We start from the raw sequence: 20,227 nt of genomic DNA on the forward strand, positions 1-20,227 counted from the left end.
AGGCCCTTCTGTCATGCCTCCGCACCGGCCAACTCACCCGATCCAGCACTCCGTTCGAATCGGGCCGACCATGCGAACGGATAGAGAACAGCCAGTTAGGCAGCCAATTTTGCGCGAGCCTCGAAGATCATGGCCCAAAATCGGGCACTAACGGGCAGGCTCAGAGACCTGCCCGATCCGCTGGCTAGCGTAATGGGCCATGATCACTCGCGCCAAATCAGCTCCAGCCCAAAGCCGCTCCACCGACCGCGCTCCACAGTCACCGAGTCAGTCGACAGCGCCATTCCTCCGCAGAGAGTGCTTAGGGATTCAAGGGTACAGCCACCGCACCCAAAACCTCGATCTTCCTGCGGCTACTCGACAAGACAGCGAAGCCTGCTGGCCCTACCGTGGGTTATAGAGCAGCCCCTTCCGGGAGGTCGCAAAGTTGACTGCGGATACCCTGCCGAATGGCGGATTCCCCCCCGAGCTCATCAAGATCCTCAAGCAGAGGCATCGCGAGGGCCGGAAGCTATTGCAGGAACTTGAAGCCACAGTCAGAGCCGCCCAAGTTTACGCGGAGGAGGGCACACTCCATCCTGACCTTCCGGAAGACTTCAAAGTTGCCGTGTCTCTGGCGATATCACCAGAAACAGAAAAGCTCTACACCAGGGTACGCAAGTGGACATTCCATGTCGACCGGCTCGCAGCCTCGGACCTCCCTCGCGATACTTTCAGGACTATCAAAGGGCTGCGCAAGCCGCCGGAATATAGCCTATCCGAAGTAATCAACGGAAAGGTTTCGCTCGAATCTTACCTTCGCCTGTTCACAGAGGCTATACAGAGCAGACTGGACGTGATAAACACTTGCCTTCCCGCTACCCCGCAGCACGTAAATAGAGTGACCCGAACCCGAGGGGGTGATGCCCCTAACTTCGGAAGGTCCGCAAGGATACTGGACGTGATGATTGCCTCACCTAGCAACCCCGAGGCACTCAAGGAGGTAGAGAGAATCAAGAATGAGATCAATTCATGGAACTCGAATCACTCACTACACTGGGGCATACATCTTCACCCGATGCGCTGGGAAGTAGACGCGCCAAGAGACTACGGCATTCCGGCCCAGTCGACCATTGACAGGGAAGTACTGGAAAGGGCTCATATACTTCTTGCTGTTTTCTGGGGATATGCGGGCAGGCCGACAGAAGAGGCCATCTCTGGAACGGTAGGGGAGATCACAAAGGCGAACGATCAGGGAAAGCCAGTTAAGGTGTACATCGCCGATAAGGATCTGCCGAAAACAACTACTGCCGAACAGCTTGTCGCATTTCGGGCGATGGAAAGTAAACTGAAAAAGCACGGACTTGTCGGATATTACGATGACACCACTGAGGCTAAAAAGCTTGAATCCTTGGTGCGATTTGATTTGAATAGCTATGTAGGCCGTTACGGCAGGCACAGTGACGCAAAATAAGATTCGGCATCGCACACAGTGCAAGCCAAGGGGCATCCAGCCCCTCATACGTGCTCGCACAGGAGCGCCCTCCCGGGCCGTCCTCGGGCCCTGGAAGGGCGCTCAACGATGACCAACGCCGACAGCTGCCGACAGCTCAGCAGCAGGTCAGGACGTTGATCGATAAGGCGGTCGCAGGTCACAGCCGCCGATGATCAGTTGTGGCTGAACCGAGACTGCAGCCGGCTCACCTCACAGCAATTGCCCCAAGCCTCGGAGAGGCATGGCAACTCGCTATGAGAAGTCCGCACCATTTCCCAGGCCGGACTGTGCATCCTGGCCATCTTCCTCCGACTCCGCCAGGTGATCCAAGTCAAAAAATCCTAGTTGTCGCGGTACGTAATCACGATGCGTGCCGCTGCGGACTTGTCGGCTGCGGCAGCTTGACTGAAGAGGCTCATGAACTCTGTCCCTGCCTCAGGATGACCCAGCTGTCCAACTAGCTGGCCGTAGTAGCGAGCCAAAGCGGCCATCAGGGGCCCGTCACCGCTTTGGACCTCTGCGGCGCCGTTGCGCAGACCCGTAAGAAGGAAGGGCAATGATGAAGCGGAGACCCAGGGCTGGGTCACGGCTTGGATGGAGAACGTTTGCAGGTTGGCAGCCCTGTGGGAGGGCAGCGTTGCTCGCCAAAGGCCCACATACGCAGCTGCCAGCCATGCAGCAGCATGGTTCGGTTCAGAAACGATGACCTTCGCGGCCGCGTTGAGGACCAGCCGCACCACGGCCTGCGCATCAGTCCAAGCCGTCGGCCGTGCGATCGCTGCAGCTACGGCTCGCGCCTGCCATCCGTCGGCTTGTGCGGCGAACCCATACAGCTCGCTGGAGAAGGGTATATCCATGTAATAGTGCCGGAGGAGTTCGGCCCTCAGAACCATTGCCTCCTGCGGTGCCACGATCTCCTCGCGCTGGCACGCGTCGATCAGGGCAAGCGTTCCGAATGCAGCCACGCCCACTGACCGGGCAACTGTGCGCAGAGCTCGGTCGTCGCACCACAACACCAAGTTGTGCTCCTTGGCGTGGTCCAAGGCCGTAAGCCATGCCTGTGGGGTACGGTCCGCAGGCATCCCCGGCAATGCGCGCAGCTCCGGCCGCGCCACCCGCGGTAGTTGACGAACTAGATCAGCGGCACGCTCGAGTGTCCTTCGCAGGGCACTCATCTGTTCCTCCGGAGCAACATGAAGAGTTGCCCGTGCCTCTTCCTCATTCCAAACCACCATGGCATCGGACCGCAGGGCGAAGGACTCGAGGGCGTGGAAGGCGTCGCCAACGATCTGGTCAGTTGTCACGATGCTCTGGCAGGAGCCGAGGAGCCGTTCGGCGGTACCCGGCTCCAACAGGGCGAGAGACACCGCTGCGCTCGAATCCATGACCACCCGCCCGGTCAGCGCAGCCTGAACGGCAGTTGCTTCCCACGCGGCCGACGTCGGGTCGGATGCGAAGAGGCCGGGAGGTTCCTCGGTGAGCCGTACACACACCTCGGCGTAAGATCGGCCGTTCATCAGGGCCAGCATCCCTACAGGGAGCTGGCCCTGCGCGATGCGTTCTCGGAGCTCGCGGCGGTCCTCATCTTCGTACTCGCGGCGCAGACTCCGGCCAAGTTCTTCGAGTAACACGCCCGGATCGCTGGCATCGAGAGCGCGGAAATACACACTATTGGGGAAGCGTTCCAAGTAATTGGAGCTCGCTTCACGCAGAAGTTCAGCCGCCTCCGCGGTCATGGGTTGCGTCGTAGTTGTTCGCCAAAGGAGAGCTGCCAGGAAGCGCCCCAGCAACTCTTCGTCCTGTGGCCAGTTCTGCATCAGTTCCAGCGCTCGGCCCACAAATTGCGGATCAGCAGAAAAACGGGCGCCGAGCTGGACCCACAGGATCGCTTCGTCGCGGCGTCGTGGCGCGGCCGCTTCGCCAAGTTCGGCGAGTGTCTGCCACGCTTCGTCGGGCTGTGCCCGTGTGACATAGCACTTCACTAGGGCCCAGCGTGCGTCGAGGTTGTGCGGGTCTAGGCGTAGGAGTGTGATGGCCGCATCTGTGGCCTGCTCCCAGTTTCCTGCGGCGGATTCCGTCTCAACGAGCAACTCGTACATGGCGCCCTGCGCAGCCCAACCCGGGCCGGCAATCCGCAGGGCACTATCAGCACATTCTTTGGCCTTCTCGTAGTTCCTGGCGCGTTGGAAGCCACGAGCGGCCAATGTCATCAGCTGCGGGTCACGCAAGTGCGTCGCGGACTCCTGCAGGGTGGCCGCAGCCTTCTCGGGATCGCCGAGTTGCTGGTAGCGCTGCGCCAGTTTCACGGCGATCGTCGGGTTCTGGTTCGCGTTGGCACGCAGAAGCGACAGGTCGCCGCCTGCTGTGCCGCTGACGGCGTGGGCAAGCTTCTCTAGATCAGCTACCGCCTCGGGATAGTCGTCCTTCAGGTGAGAGAGATCGGGCAGGGCCTGCCCGGACTCCACCAGCCCCATTGCCGCCATCAACTGGTCGGGTCCCGATCTCGCTGCGTCCCAAGTGCGTTGCCAAGCCTCCGCTACCCGCTCATCCTCGCTGCTGTCAGCCCGGCGTTCCTCGAGCACAGCCAGCACCTGTGCGCGTATAAACCGGCTAGTCACCACGGCCAACAGTTCATGCGCACGCTGTTCGCGGCCCGTCAGCGCCGCAATCAGGGCACTTTCCCCCAATACCCGAGGATCTTCCGCTTCTTGCGCGTTAGCGTCCCCTTCTGGAGCCGGCTGGCAGATCGCCCACGCGGTTGCCAGATCCTGGCTGGATACTGCGGCCCGCATTGCAAGGACGACTGCCTCCGCGCTGTCACCGAACCATTCTCGACGTGCGTTACGCACTCGGAGTGCAACAGCCAGAGCTTCCTGCGCGTCAGCGAGCCTATTGCGAGTGGCACGGCGCCTGGCTCGCTGGAGCAGAGCCTGTGCAAGTTCCAGCCCGAGCTGAGGAAAACGTGCGAAATCTGCTTCACGCAGAGGTGGCAGAGCTTGGTCAATTCGATCCTGCGCCAGGAGGATCCGCGCCCGTAGGAGACGTTGCAGAGCCTGTCCGCTGCCAGCAGGATCAGTCCACCGGTTCAGGTGGTCCAGGGCTGCGTCCCAGTCCTTATCGAGGGCGGACCACACGGAGTGGACCAATGGCGAGTCGAGGCCTACATGGGCCGCTAGGTATGAACGGGCGCTGCCCTCGGTCAATGTTTCTGCCTGTAGGGCAGCCTGGACGATCAAGAGGTCGCGAGGATAGCCCCCCTCGCGTACGGCCCGGTCATAGAACGAGAATGAGGCACTCTCGGCATCGTAAGCGGAGGCCAATTGGCCAAGCCACGGAAGCGCGCGGATAGGGGCGTTGGAGAGCCAGGGTGGCTCATGCTTGGCCCATTGCTCGAGTATGTCGTTCCGCGCAGACCTACCAGAGGGAAGGTTGTTGACCACCGCTTCCACGTCAGGCCAGTGATCACACAACTGGCGAGCTTCCTCTTGGAGTAACGGTGGCAACGTGGCTAGCGCCTTCTCGAAAGCGGCATGAGCCGCCTTTAGCGAGGCGCTGCCGTCGGTCACGTACTGCTTGTCGATGTATGTGACGTGGCTGTTGTCACCCACCGCAGAACCGATGATTGCTCCGCCAGCCGCCACCGCGCCGGGGCCAGCGAGAACCGTCGGTGCGTCCTCGACCGGTGCTTCTTCACTTCCCAGAGAGGAGGTTCTACCCTTGCGACGAATCCAGGAGAACGGCGTCACCGTTCACTGCCTTCCCCGAGAGCGCTGTCTGTGATGTCACCACCAGCGGCGATCCCGTCGCGACCCGCTCGCACGTCATCCGCATTCCGCCTCGCCGCAGTACGACTGGGCGACGACTGGGGGCCGGTCACCTTCGAGTTTTTCCCTATCGCGGAGCCAGTGATGTCACCGCCCGCCACGACCGATCGGCGGCCGCCCCGCACGCGGCGCCCACCCGCGCTCCCGCCTCCTGGACTTCGGAACAACGCGATCAGAGAGACCAGCAAGCCGAGCATCGCGACAACCGCACCTGCCACCCCTACGGTCCGCTCTGTCGTGTCAGGGTCCGCGAAAACGGCGACCAGGACCAGCCCAACGGTCGCCACGCTGGTCAGCGCAACCGTCACCGCTATCCAAATGCGCCCAGTCCCCGCCATAGCCACCTACTCACCGATCCTTCGTCAACACCCGTTCTGTACCGAAGAACGGTGAGTGCCTTCATCAGCCCTCTAATGAGAAGATAGCGGCAAGACACCTGATCAGCAGCACAAAAGCTTGAAGCCGACGGACTGGTCGAGGTGGGAGGCGGAGCCCGGAGTCGTAGGTGTCCAGCCCTCACACAGGGCAAGCCGAACAGCAACAGTTCGTAGCCACACGACCTGGGACCACCGCTGGGCAGAGACGTCCGCGCAGTACACAGACGTAGATGTGGAGTGGGCTGAGGTCGAGGACGAGCCCATGAAGCCTGAGCGCCTCTGGTAACGGTCTCCCGTACGAGCACTGGCACTGCACGTAGATGACTGGAGAAGAACAGAGAGCCCCGGATAATTGCCGAGGCTCCCTCTCGTTCACAGGGCTGCCGCTCAGGGGCGTCCAGGCGTGACCGGCCTACGTCCGCGGCTGGTCGCTACGCGCAGCACGTCCCGGAGTGCACTGGTCAGCTGGGCTGCAAGAACTTGCAACTCCTCCAGCTCTTCAGTCTCGTCGTCGAGCACCTGACGTGCATACTGCAGCAGTTGAGACGCCATACCGAGTTGGTACGCCTCGATGTGGTCCGCCAGGCGGGAAACGTAGCCGCCTTGGTCGTCGGCGCTCAGGTAGCACGGTTTGCCGTCCGGCCCGGCCCACGGGAGAAGTCTCAGATCGTCCCGTGACGTCATCGCTGCACCCGCCCCTCGGTGGCCTCCATGTCGGGCGCCGACGCGCCATTGCATGCCGAGTGGCAAACGCAGCCACAAGCCTCGTAGATCAATGGAAGGTCGACCGGTGCCGAGGTCGACTACTTGATGCGACTCGTGCATTCGGCCGGCTCCAGTTCTCGGTGGAAAATCCGTAGTGGACTCCGTGCACGCCTGGTGGGTGCCGATCTGGCAAGCAGTCGAGCAATACGGGATGGCCGTGGCGCCCGGGCCAAGGGTCTGCCGCCGCTTGGGCATCAGTGAGCCCCCTGGAGTGTCGACCAAGCGTCGGTCGGCAGGTACGGAGCAATCACGACCGTCGGGAGCCGCCGGGCGGCGCGCGCCTCGTGCGCCAGTACGCACGGGCGGACCAGTGCAGTGTCCTCACCCCTGAGCGGGTGACGGTGACGCAGCTTGTCGGCGGCCCGCTCCAGGACGAGCGTCAGCGGCACTCAGCGGCCCAGCACGGTAGCGGGACGAGGCGATCCGACCGGCCCTCGACGCCCTGCCCGCATCTTCTAAGCACATGGTCAACGACTGCAAGGGCGCAACCGATCGAGGCCCCACGTGCCACGTGCGTGCCAGATCGTGCGGGGAATGGCGGGTGCCAGGTCGACGGTCAGGCAGGCCTCCCTGCCACTTCGCCGCAGGTGAGCGCAGGGACTGTTGCCAAAGAGCCCGAGCTTCCCAAAACTGAGTGACGACCATCCGAGTCTTGCGGGCGACAGGCGCGCACCACAAGCGCACCCGATCTAGCGGGGAATCACGGTGAAGGCGTCCCTGCCCGAAGAAGTCGCCATCCGGCCGCCCAGGTCAGCGCCCCGATCGCCCCCAAATGCCCACAGCTGCTTCCCAAGCATGAGAGCGCGAGTCGCAGTGAGCCCAGTCCAGGGACCTGACCCACTGAGGCGCCCGGCTGCCCTCTGCTCGTTTGGTCCTCGTTAAGTGTCGGGAGGAAATCTCGGATCGTAGTCTGTCAGCGTGCCATAACGAGAGGATCTTCTTATGGACAACGACGCAAAGACTCAAGGTGAAACCAATTCGGACATTGCGAGCAATGACGAACGTTGTCCGAGATGGACGGATCTTATATCCTCACTGGCTGCCCTGGTGACCATCATTGGGCTCCTCATCTACGGAACAACTCGCTTCGCTCAGGCGGCGTTTTATGCACGTCTTGGATTGACTCCGGAAGACGTCGGTTTGACTCCTGCGCTGACCCTGGGAAGGGTGGCAGGGGTGATACTCGTACTCACCGCAATCTGCCTGATAGTCCCACTTAGCGCGATCACCATGGTTCGCAAACACGGGCCAACATGGTCCGCCTTTACCCCCCCGCTGGCATACGCGCTTTTGATTCCATTTTTGCCAGCATCGAACCGCTGGGTGGCTCTTGGCGTTATGGCGACCTTGTTTATATTCTGTGCGTACACGGCAAAATCACTACAGGGCGTCCCGGAAATTTCGGAGAAAGTGACTCATTGGCTAAAAGGGCGGTGGGCTGGAATTAGTGTACTTGTGGCAATTCTTGTGGCCGCTGTTTTCGGAGCGGCAGGCGCCCTCGGCTATCGCGCGGCTGGTTTCGTTTGGAGAGGCGAGGAGCTCCCCTGTAGCTGCGTCAGAATATCTTCATGGAATATCATGTTGCCATGGGTGTCCGGAAGTGAAGGGGTTATGGGACTGGAGGCAAAGCCTGCCAGATTGAGCTGGGTTAGCCCAAACCTGAAAAAGGAGGGGTGGCAGAAAGGTGGGCCGCTTTTCTATCTAGGCACAAATCAAGGAATGTACTATTTGTACGAGGTGAATAGCCATCAGGCGTTGCGAATTCATACCTCTCTCGTGCTTCTCGAAACTAAGGGCCGCGCCTTCGTATGGAAGTCATGAGTCTCGAAACCGGTTCTTCTCAAAGCACAGGAAAGTGAAAGATTCGGAGCGTGTCCCGCAAGGCGGCACCCATCAACCCTGATAGCGGGGGGGCACGAGCACGCCGTCATGGCAATATTTTTCCACTTGCCAGCGGCAGCTTCAGTGACGCCGGTCAACTGGTTGGTTCTAGGGGCACAGTGGGTCGTGGACTATTTGTGGACTGAGCCCACCCGACCTGGCATGGGCAGGGCAGTGACCTGCTGCTCTATCCAGGACGCAAGGGGCCTCCGGAGCCGTGTGCGCAGGTTCGAATCCTGCCGGGGGCACTCGCCTGGTCTGCGTTCGGAGTTGAATCGAGACCTGGGTGGATGTCGACAGAAGAGGGCGGGAGTCGGGTCACTGGCTCCCGCCCTCTTCTCGTTGTGGCTCACATGCTCCGAGGGCTCTCGAACGGGACGAACGCGTCATCCTTTCGCATCGCGCACAGCGCCCAGATGATGAAGCCCGAGACGGTGATCATGATGATCGACCAGAGCGGGAAGTACGGCAGGGAGAGGAAGTGGGCGATGATGACGAGGCCGGCGATGATGACGCCGAGGACGCGCGCCCATGTTGACCCCATGAACAGGCCGAAGCTGACGGCGAAGGCGATCACGCCCAGGGTGAGGTGGATCCAGCCCCAGGCCGTGAGGTCGAACGCGAAGACGTAGTTCCGCGTCGAGACGAAGACGTCGTCCTCGGCGATCTCCGCGATGCCGCGCATGATGTCGAGAATGCCGCCGAGCATGAGCATGATGGCCGCGAAGACGGTCACGCCGGTGGCCCATTCCCGCAGTGACGTACGGGCGCTGTCCGGGTGTGTGGTGGTCATGCCGGCTCCCTCGCTTCCCCGGTCACCCCCCCGTGTCGCCCCCCTGTCGCCCGCGTGCGCCAACGTCATCCGTTTTCAGCGTGCACGGGCGGGATGGGGGACGCCTCACCCGGGAAGGGTGAAGCACGCGATCGCAGAACAAGGCACCACTTTCGCCCCAAACGCACCATTGTTCTACCGTGGAGAGGAACGACGCTGCTCATCCCCTCACCGATCATCGAGGTGACGGTCATGACGGAGACCACTCAGCGCAGGAACACAGCGGGCCGGCAGGACGGGGCGACATCGCAGGGCGGGAAGGGCGCTCCCGGCACCCGTGGGAACACCGCCATCGCGGACACGGTCGTCGCGAAGATCGCGGGCATGGCGGCCCGGGAGATTCCCGAGGTGCACAACCTCGGCGGAGGAATGACCAGGGCCTTCGGGGCTGTGCGTCAGCGGGTGCCGGGCGGGGGCAGTGGGGTCACCCAGGGGGTGAAGGTCGAGGTCGGCGAGCGTCAGGCCGCCGTCGATCTCGATGTGGTCGTCGAGTACGGCGCCGCCATCGCCGACACCGCGGCGGACGTCCGGACGAACGTCGTCAACGCCGTGGAGCGGATGACGGGTCTGGAGGTCGTGGAGGTCAACATCGCCGTCGACGATGTCCATCTGCCCGACGAAGAGGAGGACGAGTCCGAGCAGCAGGAGGGCAGGCGGGTGGCCTGAGGGCCGGAGGCCCGGGGTCAGTAGACCTCCGGGGCCGCCCCGGGGCCGCACGGCACGCGTACGTGCTCCCCGTGGCCGCAGTGGACGATCCGGTCGCCGAGGCCGATGGCGTCGGCCTCGGCCTCGGCCAGGAACGCGGAAAGCGGCGAGCGCATCACCGTGTAGTCCCCGTAGTGCACGGGCAGCACGAGCCGGGGGTCGATGCGACGGGCGAGTTCGGCTCCCTGCGCGCCGTCCATGGTGACGACGAAGCCCCCGGGCAGGCGCGTGCCGCCCAGGTGGAGGACGGCGAGGTCGGCGGCCGGGAAGTGGTCGGTGATCTCGTCGAGGCCGTCGTAGACGAGTGTGTCGCCCGAGATGTAGAGCCTGATGCGGGGCGGCCCACCGGCCGGGCCGAACTCCAGCATGCTTCCCATCACCGGGGGCAGCAGCCTGCGCAGCACGGCGTGGCCGGCGTGCCGGGCCGGCAGGGCGGTGACCGTCACCTCGGCGCCGTCGCGCCGGAGGGTGAGCGCCTTCCAGGTGCGCAGCCCCGCCGTGCGGTGGAACCCGTGCACGGTCCTGAGGCGGCGGGCCGCGTGCGGTGTGGTCAGAATCGGCACCGTGTGGTCCAGGTGCCGGCGGGCGCGGCGGTCCCAGTGGTCGCCGCGCAGGTGGGACAGCACGACCGCGTCGAGACGGGGCAACTCGTGCACGTCGAGGGCGGGTTCGGTCAGGCGGCGGGTCAGCAGGCCGTGTCCGAGGTAGGCGTACTGCCCTCGGTGCAGGAAGTTCGGGTCGGTGAGGAGGGTGAGCGGGCCGTACGACAGCAGCACCGTCGCATTACCGATGAAGTGGATGTCGATCGCGTCGCCGGTGAGGTGAGAGTGGTGGTCCCGCCGGTCGTGGTGGTCTTGCCCGTCGTGGTGGTTCTTTGGCTGCGGCATGGTGCCCTCCGGTTTTCCCTGAAGGGGGTACGCATGGGAACCGTCAGGCCGAGCGTTTGCGCGGGGTCGACTTCTTCGCCGTCGTCTTCTTGGCGGTGCTCTTCGACGCCGTCTTCTTGGTCGTCCCCTGCCCCTGTCCCTGTCCCTGCCCCTGGCCCGACTTGGCCGTCGACTTCTTCGCCGCCGTGGTCTTCTTGGCCGCCGTCTTCTTCGCGGTGGACGTCGACTTCTTGCCGCCGGTCTGCTTGGGGGCCGCGCGGGCCGTCTTGCGCTGCGGGAGCGACTTGACCTCGGCGTGCTCGGCGTCCTCGCCCCGGGATTCGCGGGCCGCGCGGACGCTGCTCTCCAGGGCCGCCATCAGGTCCAGGACCTTGCCGCCCGTGGCCGGTTCCGGGGCCTGGGGCGGGGCCTCGCCGGCGGCCTTAGCCGCGATGACCTCCTCCACTGCCTCGCGGTACTCGTCGTGCAGGTCCTCCAGGTCGACCTCGCCCAGGGTGTCCATCAGCGCGTCGGCCAGATCCAGTTCCTGGTCGCGGACGGTGACGTTGGTGTCCGGGGCCAGGCCCTCAGGGGCGCGGACCTCGTCCGGCCAGAGCAGGCCGTGCATGGCGATGGCCTCGCCGACGACCCTGAGCATGCCCAGGCGCTCGCGCCCGCGCAGGGCGAACTTCGCGATCGCCACCTTGTTGCTGCGCTTGAGGGCCTCGCGCAGCAGCGTGTACGGCTTCGCTGCCGGGGCACCGCTCGCCTGGAGGTAGTACGCGGCGTCCATCTGGAGCGGGTCGATCCGGTCCGCCGGGACGAAGGCCACGATCTCGATCGTCTTCGCCGTCGGGATGGGCAGGCTGGACAGGTCCTCCTCGGTGATCGGGATGATCGTGCCGTCCGCGTCCTCGTAGCCCTTGCCGATCTCCCCCTGGGTGACTTCACGGTCCTCCAGTTCGCAGAATTTGCGGTAGCGGATGCGGCCGCCGTCCTCGGTGTGGATCTGGCGGAAGGAGATCGAGTGGCTCTCGGTGGCATTCACCAGCTTGATCGGAATGCTGACCAGGCCGAACGAGATGGCGCCGTTCCAGATGGATCTCACGTGCTGCACCCTTCCGGTCACGCTCGGGAGTGTTCGTCATGGTTTGCGTGGGATTCTTATCGTATGGCGCCTATCACAGTGGTGGAGGGGCGACGGCTCGCTCTCAGCAATCTGGAGAAGGTGCTGTATCCCGCCACCGGCTTCACCAAGGGCGAGGTGCTGCACTACTACGCGACCGTCGCCGAGGTCCTGCTGCCCCATCTGCGGGACCGGGCGGTGTCCTTCCTGCGGTACCCGGACGGTCCGGACGGGCAGGTGTTCTTCACGAAGAACGTGCCGCCGGGTACGCCCGAGTGGGTCACCACCGCCGAGGTGCCACGGGCCGAGGGGCCCTCGCGGATGGTCCTGGTGCAGGATCTGCCGAGCCTGATGTGGTCGGCGAACCTCGTGGCCGAGTTCCACACCCACCAGTGGCTCGTCGACACCCCGGACGAAGCCGACCGGATCGTGTTCGACCTCGACCCGGGGGCGCCGGCGAGCATCGTGCAGTGCTGCGAGGTCGCCTTGTGGCTGCGGGAGCGGCTCGCGGCCGACGGCATCGAGACCTACGCCAAGACCTCCGGCTCGAAGGGGCTGCATCTGCTGGCCGCCGTGCGGGGGGCGTCCTCCGAGCGCGTGTCCGAGTACGCCAAGGCACTCGCCGTCGAGGCCGAGAAGGCCATGCCCCGCCTCGCGCTGCACCGGATGACCAGGAGCCTGCGCCCGGGGAAGGTCTTCGTCGACTGGAGCCAGAACGCCGCCCGCAAGACGACGGCGACCCCCTACACCCTCCGGGCCCGCCCCGAGCCGACCGTCTCGGCCCCGGTGACCTGGGGGGAGGTCGAGGAGTGCCGGGCACCCGGCCGGCTGGACTTCCACGCGGTCGACATCGCCCCGCGGGTCCAGGATTACGGCGACCTGCTGGCTCCCCTGCTGGACGCGGACACGGCCGGGACGCTCCCATAGCCGGACGGCCGACGGATTCCCGACGGGCGTCGCCGTGGTCAGGTGCCGTGTCCCGCCCGGTCGGCGCCGGCAGCGGCTCTCAGACCCGCGTCCACGTGTTCCGGTCGTGGCGCATCCTCACACCCGCGTCCACGTGTTCCGGTCACGGCGCCCCCTCACACCCGCGTCCACGTGTTCCGGTCGTGGCGCATCCTCACACCCGCGTCCACGTGTTCCGGTCGCGGGCCATCGCATGCAGGGCCTCCACGTCCGCCGGTTTCAGGACGCCGCCCCGCCGGGACAGGCCCTCCACCTCCGCGGCCGTCAGGACCTGGACCTCCCGTGGGGCGGCCGGGACCGACAGCGTCGCCGGGTCCACCAGGGCGAGCACCGGGCGGACCTCCGCCGTCAGGGCGTAGGAAACGCGGTCGGCGTCGGAGCGGACACGGCGCAGGAGGGGGTACGGGTCGCGGCGGCCCAGGGTGATCATGGGGTCGGCGATGCGGACGCGCTGCCTGCGGGCGTGGAGGGAGTGGACGGCGTAGAGGCCGCCGGGGCCGATCAGCAGGTGGTGGATGCGGTCGCCGCCAGGGAGTGGCACGGAGTGCAGGGCGTGCCAGCCGGCCCCGTCGAGGCGGTCCAGGGCGTCGCCGACCGTCTGCTCGGCGGCCAGGGCCCTGCGGCGCGGGTCGGGGCGCAGCCGGTGAGTGGGACCGGGGTCGCGGTCGAGGGCGACGACGAGGGCCTCGCCTGGGCGGTTGGGGGCCAGGTCGTCGTCGGGGTGGAGGGCGAGACGGGCCAGTTCGGCGGGGGTCGGCACCGGGGGCGGCCCCACGGTCACGGGGCCGGTGATGAAGGGGCCGAGGGCCCGCAGGACGTCGTCCTCGCGGTCCTGGCCGAGCAGGTTCACCCGGGCGGCCTCACGGTCGTACCAGGCGATGTTCCTGCCGTCCGGGAGGCAGACGTACAGCCGTTCCCGGCCGTGCCGCCAGGTCGGTATGACGCGCAGTCCGTTCATGCACCATCACCCCAGTCCATGGGAACAGGCGGGGTGCTGCGGGGGCAAGAACCCGGTTACCTTGGAGAGGAGTTGGGCCTGCCCGCGGACCCTCGGGCGGTAGACGTGGGGAGGCGCCGTTGCGTACCCGCAGTAAACCCGACGTGCCCGCTCCGGAGAGTCCGTGGAGCGAGGTCGTCCCCGGGCTCTGGATGGGCGGTCACGAGTACACGGGGGCCTTGGGGCGCCTGGAGTTCGCCGTCGTGCGGAACGAGTTCGACCTCGTGCAGACGCTGCTGCGACTGCCGGGGCACGGGCCCGATCCCGGCGTCCGGCACCATGTGTGGCCCATCCCCGACGGTCCCCTGGACGGGACGCAGCTCGCCGGGGTGATCCGGCTGGCCGAGGCGGCGTGCGAGGCGCTGAGCGAGGGCCGCAGGGTTCTCGTCCGCTGTTACCACGGGTACAACCGCTCCGGTCTGGTCGTCGCGCACGCGCTGATGCGCCAGGGCAGCTCCGCCGAGGCGGCGATCCGGCTGATCCGGGACCGCCGCTCGCCCTGGGCGCTGCACAACGACCTGTTCGTCGAGTACCTGCGGGCCGGGCTGGCCACGGCCCGGCTGCTGGAGGAGCTCACCGAGTAGCCCGGCGGCTCACCGAGCAGCCCGGCAGCTCACCTCGAAGCCCGGCAGCTCACCGACCAGCCCGGCAGCTCCTCGAGAAGCCCGCCACCCGTACGGCTTCCCGCCCGCGGGCGCGCACATCCGGCCGCCCTCTCGCGCAAAATGGGACTTCCCCATGAATAAGGTGTACGCGGCCGACGGTCGCGTCCGCCCGTGTGATCGCCCACGAACGCCAGGAGTGCAGTGCCCCTCAGCCGCCCCGGACAGGCCGCCCGTCGCCTCGCCGTCGTCGCCCTCCTGCTGGCCGCCGCCGTGGGCTGCGGGGACGCCGGGGGGCTGGAGGGCGCGGGGTCGACCCCGACGGCGCAGGGGCCGGCCCGGCTCTGGCCGGAGCTGACCCCGGCGTCGAGCCCGGCCTTCGAGATCGGCGAGGTGAACACCGAGGTGGTCAAGGGAGTGGAGGTCCCCGGCGACGACATCCGCCGGGTGGACCCGGTCGGGATCGTCCGGGCCGAGATCGCCCGGCACCCCGGCGAGTACGACGGCGGCGACGCGCCCTACCGCGACACCAAGCGCAGGATGGCCGGCTGCGCGAAGGGCCCGGGGCACGGGAGGTGCCCGGTGCTCAGGCCGTACTACCGGGACCTGACCGGCGACGGCCGCGACGACCTGACCCTGGGCTTCCCGCTGCTGCCCGGCAAGACGACCGCGGTCCGCGTCTACACCGTCGAGAAGCACCGGCTGGTGCAGGTGATGGCCTGGGAGGACGCGCTCAGCGGTGTCGAGCTGGCCGGGCGCTCCCTGGTGATCCGCTCGCCGTCGGAGGTCGCGGGCTACGAGTACCGCCTGCAGTGGACCTGGGACCGGGACCAGCGGGCCATGCTCCTCACCCACGACGAGATGCTGCGCACCGGCCCGCGCAAGCACTCCCGGCCTCCGTCGGCCTCCCCCGGCGCCGTCCCGTCCGGCTCCGGGCCCGCCCCGTCCGGCTCCGGGTCCGCCCCGTCCGGCTCCGGGTCCGCCCCGTCCGGCTCCGCGTCCGCTTCTGCCTCGGTGAGCGGCGGATGAGGCCCGTGCTGCCCCCGTGGTCCGGGACGCTCGCCGCGAAGGCCGCCGCCTTCATCACGGTGATGTGCTGCGCCCTGGCGGCCCTGCTCGGCGTCCTGGTGCACGTGCAGGTGACGAACCAGACCGTCGGCCAGGCCCGCGACCAGGCACTGCAACGGCTGACGCAGGCGACGGAACGGTACGAGGCCGGGGACACGCTGCGGCGGGGCGCCGGGGTGGACCCGCCGGAGCTGCCCGGGGAGCTGCGGGACCTGGCGGTGGCCGGGGACCGCGGCACGATGGTCGCCGAACGGGAGGGACGCCCCACGATGTGGGCGGCGGGTCCCGTCGACGGCGAGCGGGCGCTGGCCGTCGCGGTCGACTACTCGCAGCAGGCCCGCACGATCGAGGGCCTGGACCGGGCGATCCTGTGGTCGTCGGGCCTGGCGATCGGGGCGACGCTGCTGGTCGGGGCGTTCGCGGTGACGCGGGTGACGCGACGGCTGCACACCACGGCGCTGGTCGCGCGGCGGATCAGCGCGGGCGATCTGGACGCGCGCGTGAACGACCCCCGCACGGGCCCCAGCACGGGTCCCCGCACCGGCCTGCGGACAGGCCCGCAAGCCGGCTCGCGCACGGGCCCGCGCAGGAAAGCCGGCCCGCAGGACGAGGTGGCCGCGGTCGCCGCCGCGCTGGACTCCATGGCGGCCTCGCTCCAGGGCAAGCTCCTCGCCGAGCAGCGCTTCACGGCGGATGTCGCGCACGAACTGCGCACGCCGCTGACCGGGCTGCACGCGGCGGCCGAGCTGCTGCCGCCGGGCCGTCCCACGGAGCTGGTCCGCGACCGGGTGGCGGCGCTGCGCACGCTCACCGAGGACCTGCTGGAGATCTCCCGGCTGGACACCGGCCGGGAGCGGGTGGAGCTGGACACCGAGCGACTGGGGCCGCTGGCCGAGCGGGCGGTGCGGGCGGCGGGGAACGGCACGGAGGTCAGGGTCGTACGGGATGTGTCCGTGGAGACGGACCGGCGGCGGCTGGAGCGGGTGCTGGGCAACCTCGTGGCGAACGCGCACAAGCACGGGCGGGGGCCGGTGGTGCTGACCGTGGACGGTCCGGTGGTGACCGTTCGCGACCACGGGGACGGGTTCCCCGAGTACCTGGTCGCCCACGGGCCGCAGCGGTTCCGCACGGAGGGCGGTACGCGCGGGCACGGGCTGGGGCTGACCATCGCGCGGGGGCAGGCCGAGGTGCTGGGAGCGCGGCTGGAGTTCGCGAACGCGCCGGAGGGCGGGGCGGTGGCCACCCTGAAGCTGGCGGCGGAGTGAGGGCCCGGGGCCCGTTCTCCTATGGCCCAGCGTGAAGGGCGATGCCCCCTGGGCGCTCCTAATGTGGCGATAAGTCAGCTTCGGCACCCTCGCCCCGCATGGAGGTAGCCCCCATGTCCCTGCGCAGCCGTCTCTCGATAGCCACCGCCGCCGGGCTCCTCGCCGCCGCGGCCGCCGTCACGCCCGCCTCCGCGTACGACGACTGGGACCCGAGCGGCGGCAACGGCCACCACGACCCCAACGGCGGGAACGGCAACGGACAAGGCTGGAACGGCAACGGCGGCAACAGCCAAGGCGGCAACGGCAACGGCCACCACGACCAGCGCCTCTACGAGGGCGTCGTCACGGCGGACACCCTGGCACTGCGCAGCGCCCCCAACCGCGGTTCGCGGATCATCCGGTTCGCCCACCGGGGCGACGTCGTCAAGATCTTCTGCAAGACGGGCGGCGAGACCGTGCGGGGCAATCCGCGCTGGTACCTGCTGACGGACGGCACCTGGGCCTGGGGCGCGGCCCGGTACATCGACAACATCGGCCCCGCGCCACGCTGGTGCTGACACTCGGTCCCCCAAAGGCACACAAGATGCACGGTTTGGGTAAGTTCCGGACATGAGCAAGGCCGGAATCACCGTGGCGACGGCGGACCCGCCCCCGCCCGCCGTCCGCCGCCTCCCCCGGCGCCGGGGCATCGAACTCGCCCTCATCGTGCTGGCCGTCCTGCTGTCGGTGTACGGCTACTGCGCCGTGGGCCTCGCCCGGCACGGGACGCTGCCGCCCGGTGCCGCGGGCTACGGCGCCGGGCTCGGGGTACTCGCGCTGCTGGCCCATCTGGCGGTACGTCTGCGGGCCCCGTACGCCGACCCGCTGCTCCTGCCCATCGGAGTGCTCCTCAACGGACTCGGCCTGGTGCTGATCTACCGGCTCGACCTGGAGACCCCCGGGGACCGGGCGGCGCCCGCCCAGCTGGTGTGGTCGACCCTGGGCGTGGCCCTGTTCATCCTGGTCGTCCTGCTGCTGCGCGACCACCGGGTGCTCCAGCGCTACACGTACGTCGGCGTGATCGCGGCCCTGGTCCTGCTCACGCTGCCGATCCTGTTCCCGGCGGTGAACGGGGCCCGCATCTGGATCCGGATCGCCGGGTTCTCCATCCAGCCGGGCGAGTTCGCGAAGGTGCTGCTGGCGGTGTTCTTCGCCGCGTACCTGGCGGCGAACCGCAGCGCGCTCGCCTACACCGGCCGCCGCGTCTGGAAACTCCAGCTCCCCACCGGCCGCGTGCTCGGCCCGATCGTCGCCGTCTGGCTGGTCAGCGTCGGCGTGCTGATCCTGGAGCGCGACCTCGGCACCTCGCTGCTGTTCTTCGGCCTGTTCGTGGTGCTCCTCTACGTGGCCACCGGCCGCACCGGCTGGATTGCGGTCGGCCTGCTGCTGGCCGCGCTGGGTGCGGTCGCCGTGGGACGGCTGGAGCCGCACGTGCACAGCAGGATCGAGACCTGGCTGCACCCCTTCGCGTCCATCGAGGCGGGCGAGGGCGCGAACCAGCTCGCCCAGTCGCTGTTCGCCTTCGCGGAGGGCGGCCTGCTCGGCACGGGCCTCGGACTCGGCCACTCGTACCTCATCGGCTTCGCCGTGAAGTCGGACTTCATCCTGGCCACCGCGGGCGAGGAGCTCGGCCTGGCCGGCATCGCCGCGGTCTTCCTCCTCTACGGCCTGCTGGTGGAGCGCGGCTTCCGTGCGGGTCTCGCGCAGCGCGAGCCCTTCGGCCGGCTGCTCGCGGTCGGCCTCGCCTCTCTGGTGGCACTCCAGGTGTTCGTGATCGCGGGCGGGGTGACCGGGCTGATCCCGCTGACCGGCATGGCGATGCCGTTCCTGGCGCAGGGCGGCTCGTCGGTGGTCACCAACTGGGCGATCGTGGCGCTGCTGGTCCGGGTGAGCGACTCGGCCCGGCGCGGGTACGACGGGCAGGACGCCCGGTGACCCGGCACATCCGGCACGCCGGATACTTCTGCGTCCTGCTGCTGGTGGCGCTGCTGCTGAACGCGGCGCGCGTCCAGGTCGTCCAGGCACCGTCGTACGAGCGCAACCCGGGCAACCGGCGCCCCGACATCTCCCGCTACGAGCAGCCGCGCGGGGACATCGTGGTCGGCGGGCGGCCCGTCACCGGCTCCCGGGACACCCGCGAGAACCTGCGCTACGAACGGACCTACACCGACGGCCCGATGTACGCCCCGGTCACCGGCTTCGCCTCCCAGCTCTACGGGACGACGCTGCTGGAGAGCGCCGAGGACGGCGTGCTGTCCGGCGCGGATCCGATGCTGGCGCCGTTCCCGCTGTGGAACGACTTCACGCGGGCGCGCAACGCCGGCGGAGACGTCGTCACGACCCTCCACCCGGCCGCGCAGGAGGCCGCGTACCGGGGGCTCGCGGGCCGCAAGGGCGCGGTGGCGGCGCTGGAGCCGTCGACCGGCCGGATCCTGGCCCTGGTGTCCGCCCCGTCCTACGACCCCCAGCCGTTGTCCGGCAACGGCTCGGCCGCGGCCCGGGCCTGGGCGCGGCTCAACGCGGACGAGGACCGCCCGCTGCTCAACCGGGCGGTGCGGCAGACGTACCCGCCGGGCTCGACCTTCAAGGTCGTCACCGCGGCAGCGGCGCTGGACTCCGGTGTCGTCACGGACTTCGAAGCACCGACCGACTCCCCCGACCCCTACCGGCTGCCCGGGACGCGGACGCGCCTGACCAACGCGTCGAAGAGCTGCAAGGACGCCTCCGTGCGCGAGGCCTTCACCCTCTCCTGCAACACGGTGTTCGCCAAGCTCGGTGTGGAGGTGGGCGGGCGGGACATGACGGCCACGGCGCAGGCGTTCGGCTTCAACAACGGGGGACTGAGGATCCCCTTCCCGGTGGCCCGGTCCACGTTCGACACCACGCTGGACAAGGCCCAGCTGGCGCTGTCGTCGATCGGCCAGTACAACACCCGTGCCACACCGCTGCAGATGGCGATGGTCGCGGCGGCCGTGGCCAACGGCGGCCAGGTGCGCGACCCGTATCTGGTGGAGCGCACGACCCGGCCGGGCGGCAGCACCCTCGTGACGGCCGGTTCGCGGGCGATCCGCCAGGCGATGTACCCGTCCACCGCCGTCCGGCTGCGGACGATGATGCGGGACGTGGTCGAGAGCGGCGGCGGGCGCAAGGCCGCCATCCGCGGCGCCGAGGTCGGCGGCAAGACCGGCACCGCCCAGCACGGCCTCGGCAACTCCGGGACGCCGTACGCCTGGTTCGTCTCCTGGGCGCAGGGCGACCGCGACCTGGCGGCGCGGGTGGCGGTCGCGGTCGTCGTGGAGGACGCGGACGCGGAGCGCGGGGACATCAGCGGCGGCGGTGACGCGGCGCCGATCGCGCGGGCGGTGATGGAGGCGGTACTCAAGTCGCCCTGACCGTTGCCCGGTTGGTGAGACGGGACTACCGGCCGGAAAATGCCCGAC

16 protein-coding genes are annotated in these 20,227 nt (G+C 67.7%); 10 read left to right on the top strand and 6 right to left on the bottom strand.

The features are described from left to right. Nucleotides 1-427: 427 nt before the first annotated feature. A complete protein-coding gene (locus OO68_RS46460) occupies nucleotides 428-1,453 on the top strand; it encodes a hypothetical protein (protein WP_157852788.1) in 1,026 nt (341 codons plus the stop codon). A gap of 362 nt (nucleotides 1,454-1,815) precedes the next feature. Here OO68_RS46460 and OO68_RS35640 read toward each other — a convergent pair whose 3' ends face one another. Then, nucleotides 1,816-5,220 carry a PIN domain-containing protein gene (locus OO68_RS35640; RefSeq protein WP_157852789.1) on the bottom strand — a complete coding sequence of 1,135 codons (3,405 nt, stop codon included), beginning with the start codon at nucleotides 5,218-5,220 and terminating at the stop codon, nucleotides 1,816-1,818. Nucleotides 5,221-6,062: 842 nt separating this feature from the next. After that, on the bottom strand, nucleotides 6,063-6,359 hold the full coding sequence (locus tag OO68_RS35650) for a hypothetical protein (RefSeq protein ID WP_033313505.1): 297 nt from the start codon (nucleotides 6,357-6,359) through the stop codon (nucleotides 6,063-6,065). A gap of 1,023 nt (nucleotides 6,360-7,382) precedes the next feature. Between OO68_RS35650 and OO68_RS46465 the strand changes: the two genes are divergently transcribed. Continuing rightward, a complete protein-coding gene (locus OO68_RS46465; protein WP_157852790.1) occupies nucleotides 7,383-8,261 on the top strand; it encodes a hypothetical protein in 879 nt (292 codons plus the stop codon). Nucleotides 8,262-8,670: 409 nt separating this feature from the next. Here OO68_RS46465 and OO68_RS35655 read toward each other — a convergent pair whose 3' ends face one another. Further along, nucleotides 8,671-9,114 (bottom strand): DUF7144 family membrane protein, encoded by a 444-nt coding sequence (locus OO68_RS35655; protein ID WP_033313506.1) that lies wholly within the window; start codon nucleotides 9,112-9,114, stop codon nucleotides 8,671-8,673. 231 nt (nucleotides 9,115-9,345) lie between these two features. On the opposite strand from OO68_RS35655, the gene OO68_RS35660 reads away from it, so the two are divergent. Further along, the gene (locus OO68_RS35660; protein ID WP_033313572.1) at nucleotides 9,346-9,819 is read left to right on the top strand and encodes an Asp23/Gls24 family envelope stress response protein; all 474 of its coding nucleotides are present in this window, start codon (nucleotides 9,346-9,348) and stop codon (nucleotides 9,817-9,819) included. A gap of 17 nt (nucleotides 9,820-9,836) precedes the next feature. On the opposite strand, the gene OO68_RS35665 is transcribed toward OO68_RS35660, so the two are convergent. Together OO68_RS35665 and ku are read right to left on the bottom strand one after the other, a co-directional pair. Beyond that, on the bottom strand, nucleotides 9,837-10,745 hold the full coding sequence (locus tag OO68_RS35665) for an MBL fold metallo-hydrolase (protein WP_078625660.1): 909 nt from the start codon (nucleotides 10,743-10,745) through the stop codon (nucleotides 9,837-9,839). 43 nt (nucleotides 10,746-10,788) lie between these two features. Beyond that, nucleotides 10,789-11,832: a non-homologous end joining protein Ku gene (gene ku / locus OO68_RS35670; RefSeq protein WP_450270078.1), complete on the bottom strand. Its 1,044-nt coding sequence runs from the start codon at nucleotides 11,830-11,832 to the stop codon at nucleotides 10,789-10,791. 63 nt (nucleotides 11,833-11,895) lie between these two features. Here ku and ligD point away from each other — a divergent pair, with 63 nt between their 5' ends. Next, complete coding sequence (ligD, locus tag OO68_RS35675; RefSeq protein WP_033313508.1) at nucleotides 11,896-12,777, top strand: non-homologous end-joining DNA ligase; 882 nt, start codon at nucleotides 11,896-11,898, stop codon at nucleotides 12,775-12,777. 193 nt (nucleotides 12,778-12,970) lie between these two features. Here ligD and OO68_RS35680 read toward each other — a convergent pair whose 3' ends face one another. Next, entirely contained in the window at nucleotides 12,971-13,774 is an 804-nt protein-coding gene (locus tag OO68_RS35680) for a nuclease-related domain-containing protein (protein WP_033313509.1), read from the bottom strand. A gap of 119 nt (nucleotides 13,775-13,893) precedes the next feature. Here OO68_RS35680 and OO68_RS35685 point away from each other — a divergent pair, with 119 nt between their 5' ends. From OO68_RS35685 to OO68_RS35710, 6 genes are all read left to right on the top strand, one after another. Beyond that, nucleotides 13,894-14,397, top strand: a complete 504-nt coding sequence (locus OO68_RS35685; protein ID WP_033313510.1) for a protein-tyrosine phosphatase family protein — start codon at nucleotides 13,894-13,896, stop codon at nucleotides 14,395-14,397. Nucleotides 14,398-14,619: 222 nt separating this feature from the next. Further along, on the top strand, nucleotides 14,620-15,444 hold the full coding sequence (locus OO68_RS35690; protein WP_033313511.1) for a hypothetical protein: 825 nt from the start codon (nucleotides 14,620-14,622) through the stop codon (nucleotides 15,442-15,444). Then, on the top strand, nucleotides 15,441-16,748 hold the full coding sequence (locus OO68_RS35695; protein ID WP_033313512.1) for an ATP-binding protein: 1,308 nt from the start codon (nucleotides 15,441-15,443) through the stop codon (nucleotides 16,746-16,748). Before OO68_RS35690 ends, OO68_RS35695 begins: the two co-directional genes overlap by 4 nt. Before the next feature lie 98 nt (nucleotides 16,749-16,846). Then, complete coding sequence (locus OO68_RS35700; protein ID WP_033313513.1) at nucleotides 16,847-17,305, top strand: SH3 domain-containing protein; 459 nt, start codon at nucleotides 16,847-16,849, stop codon at nucleotides 17,303-17,305. A 52-nt stretch (nucleotides 17,306-17,357) separates the two neighbouring features. Next, entirely contained in the window at nucleotides 17,358-18,722 is a 1,365-nt protein-coding gene (locus tag OO68_RS35705) for an FtsW/RodA/SpoVE family cell cycle protein (RefSeq protein ID WP_033313514.1), read from the top strand. Beyond that, nucleotides 18,719-20,179, top strand: a complete 1,461-nt coding sequence (locus OO68_RS35710) for a penicillin-binding transpeptidase domain-containing protein (protein ID WP_033313515.1) — start codon at nucleotides 18,719-18,721, stop codon at nucleotides 20,177-20,179. Before OO68_RS35705 ends, OO68_RS35710 begins: the two co-directional genes overlap by 4 nt. The last annotated feature ends 48 nt before the right edge of the window (nucleotides 20,180-20,227 follow it).

It is taken from the genome of Streptomyces iakyrus, from assembly GCF_000717055.1.
GTDB classification, from domain to species: Bacteria; Actinomycetota; Actinomycetes; order Streptomycetales; family Streptomycetaceae; genus Streptomyces; species Streptomyces iakyrus.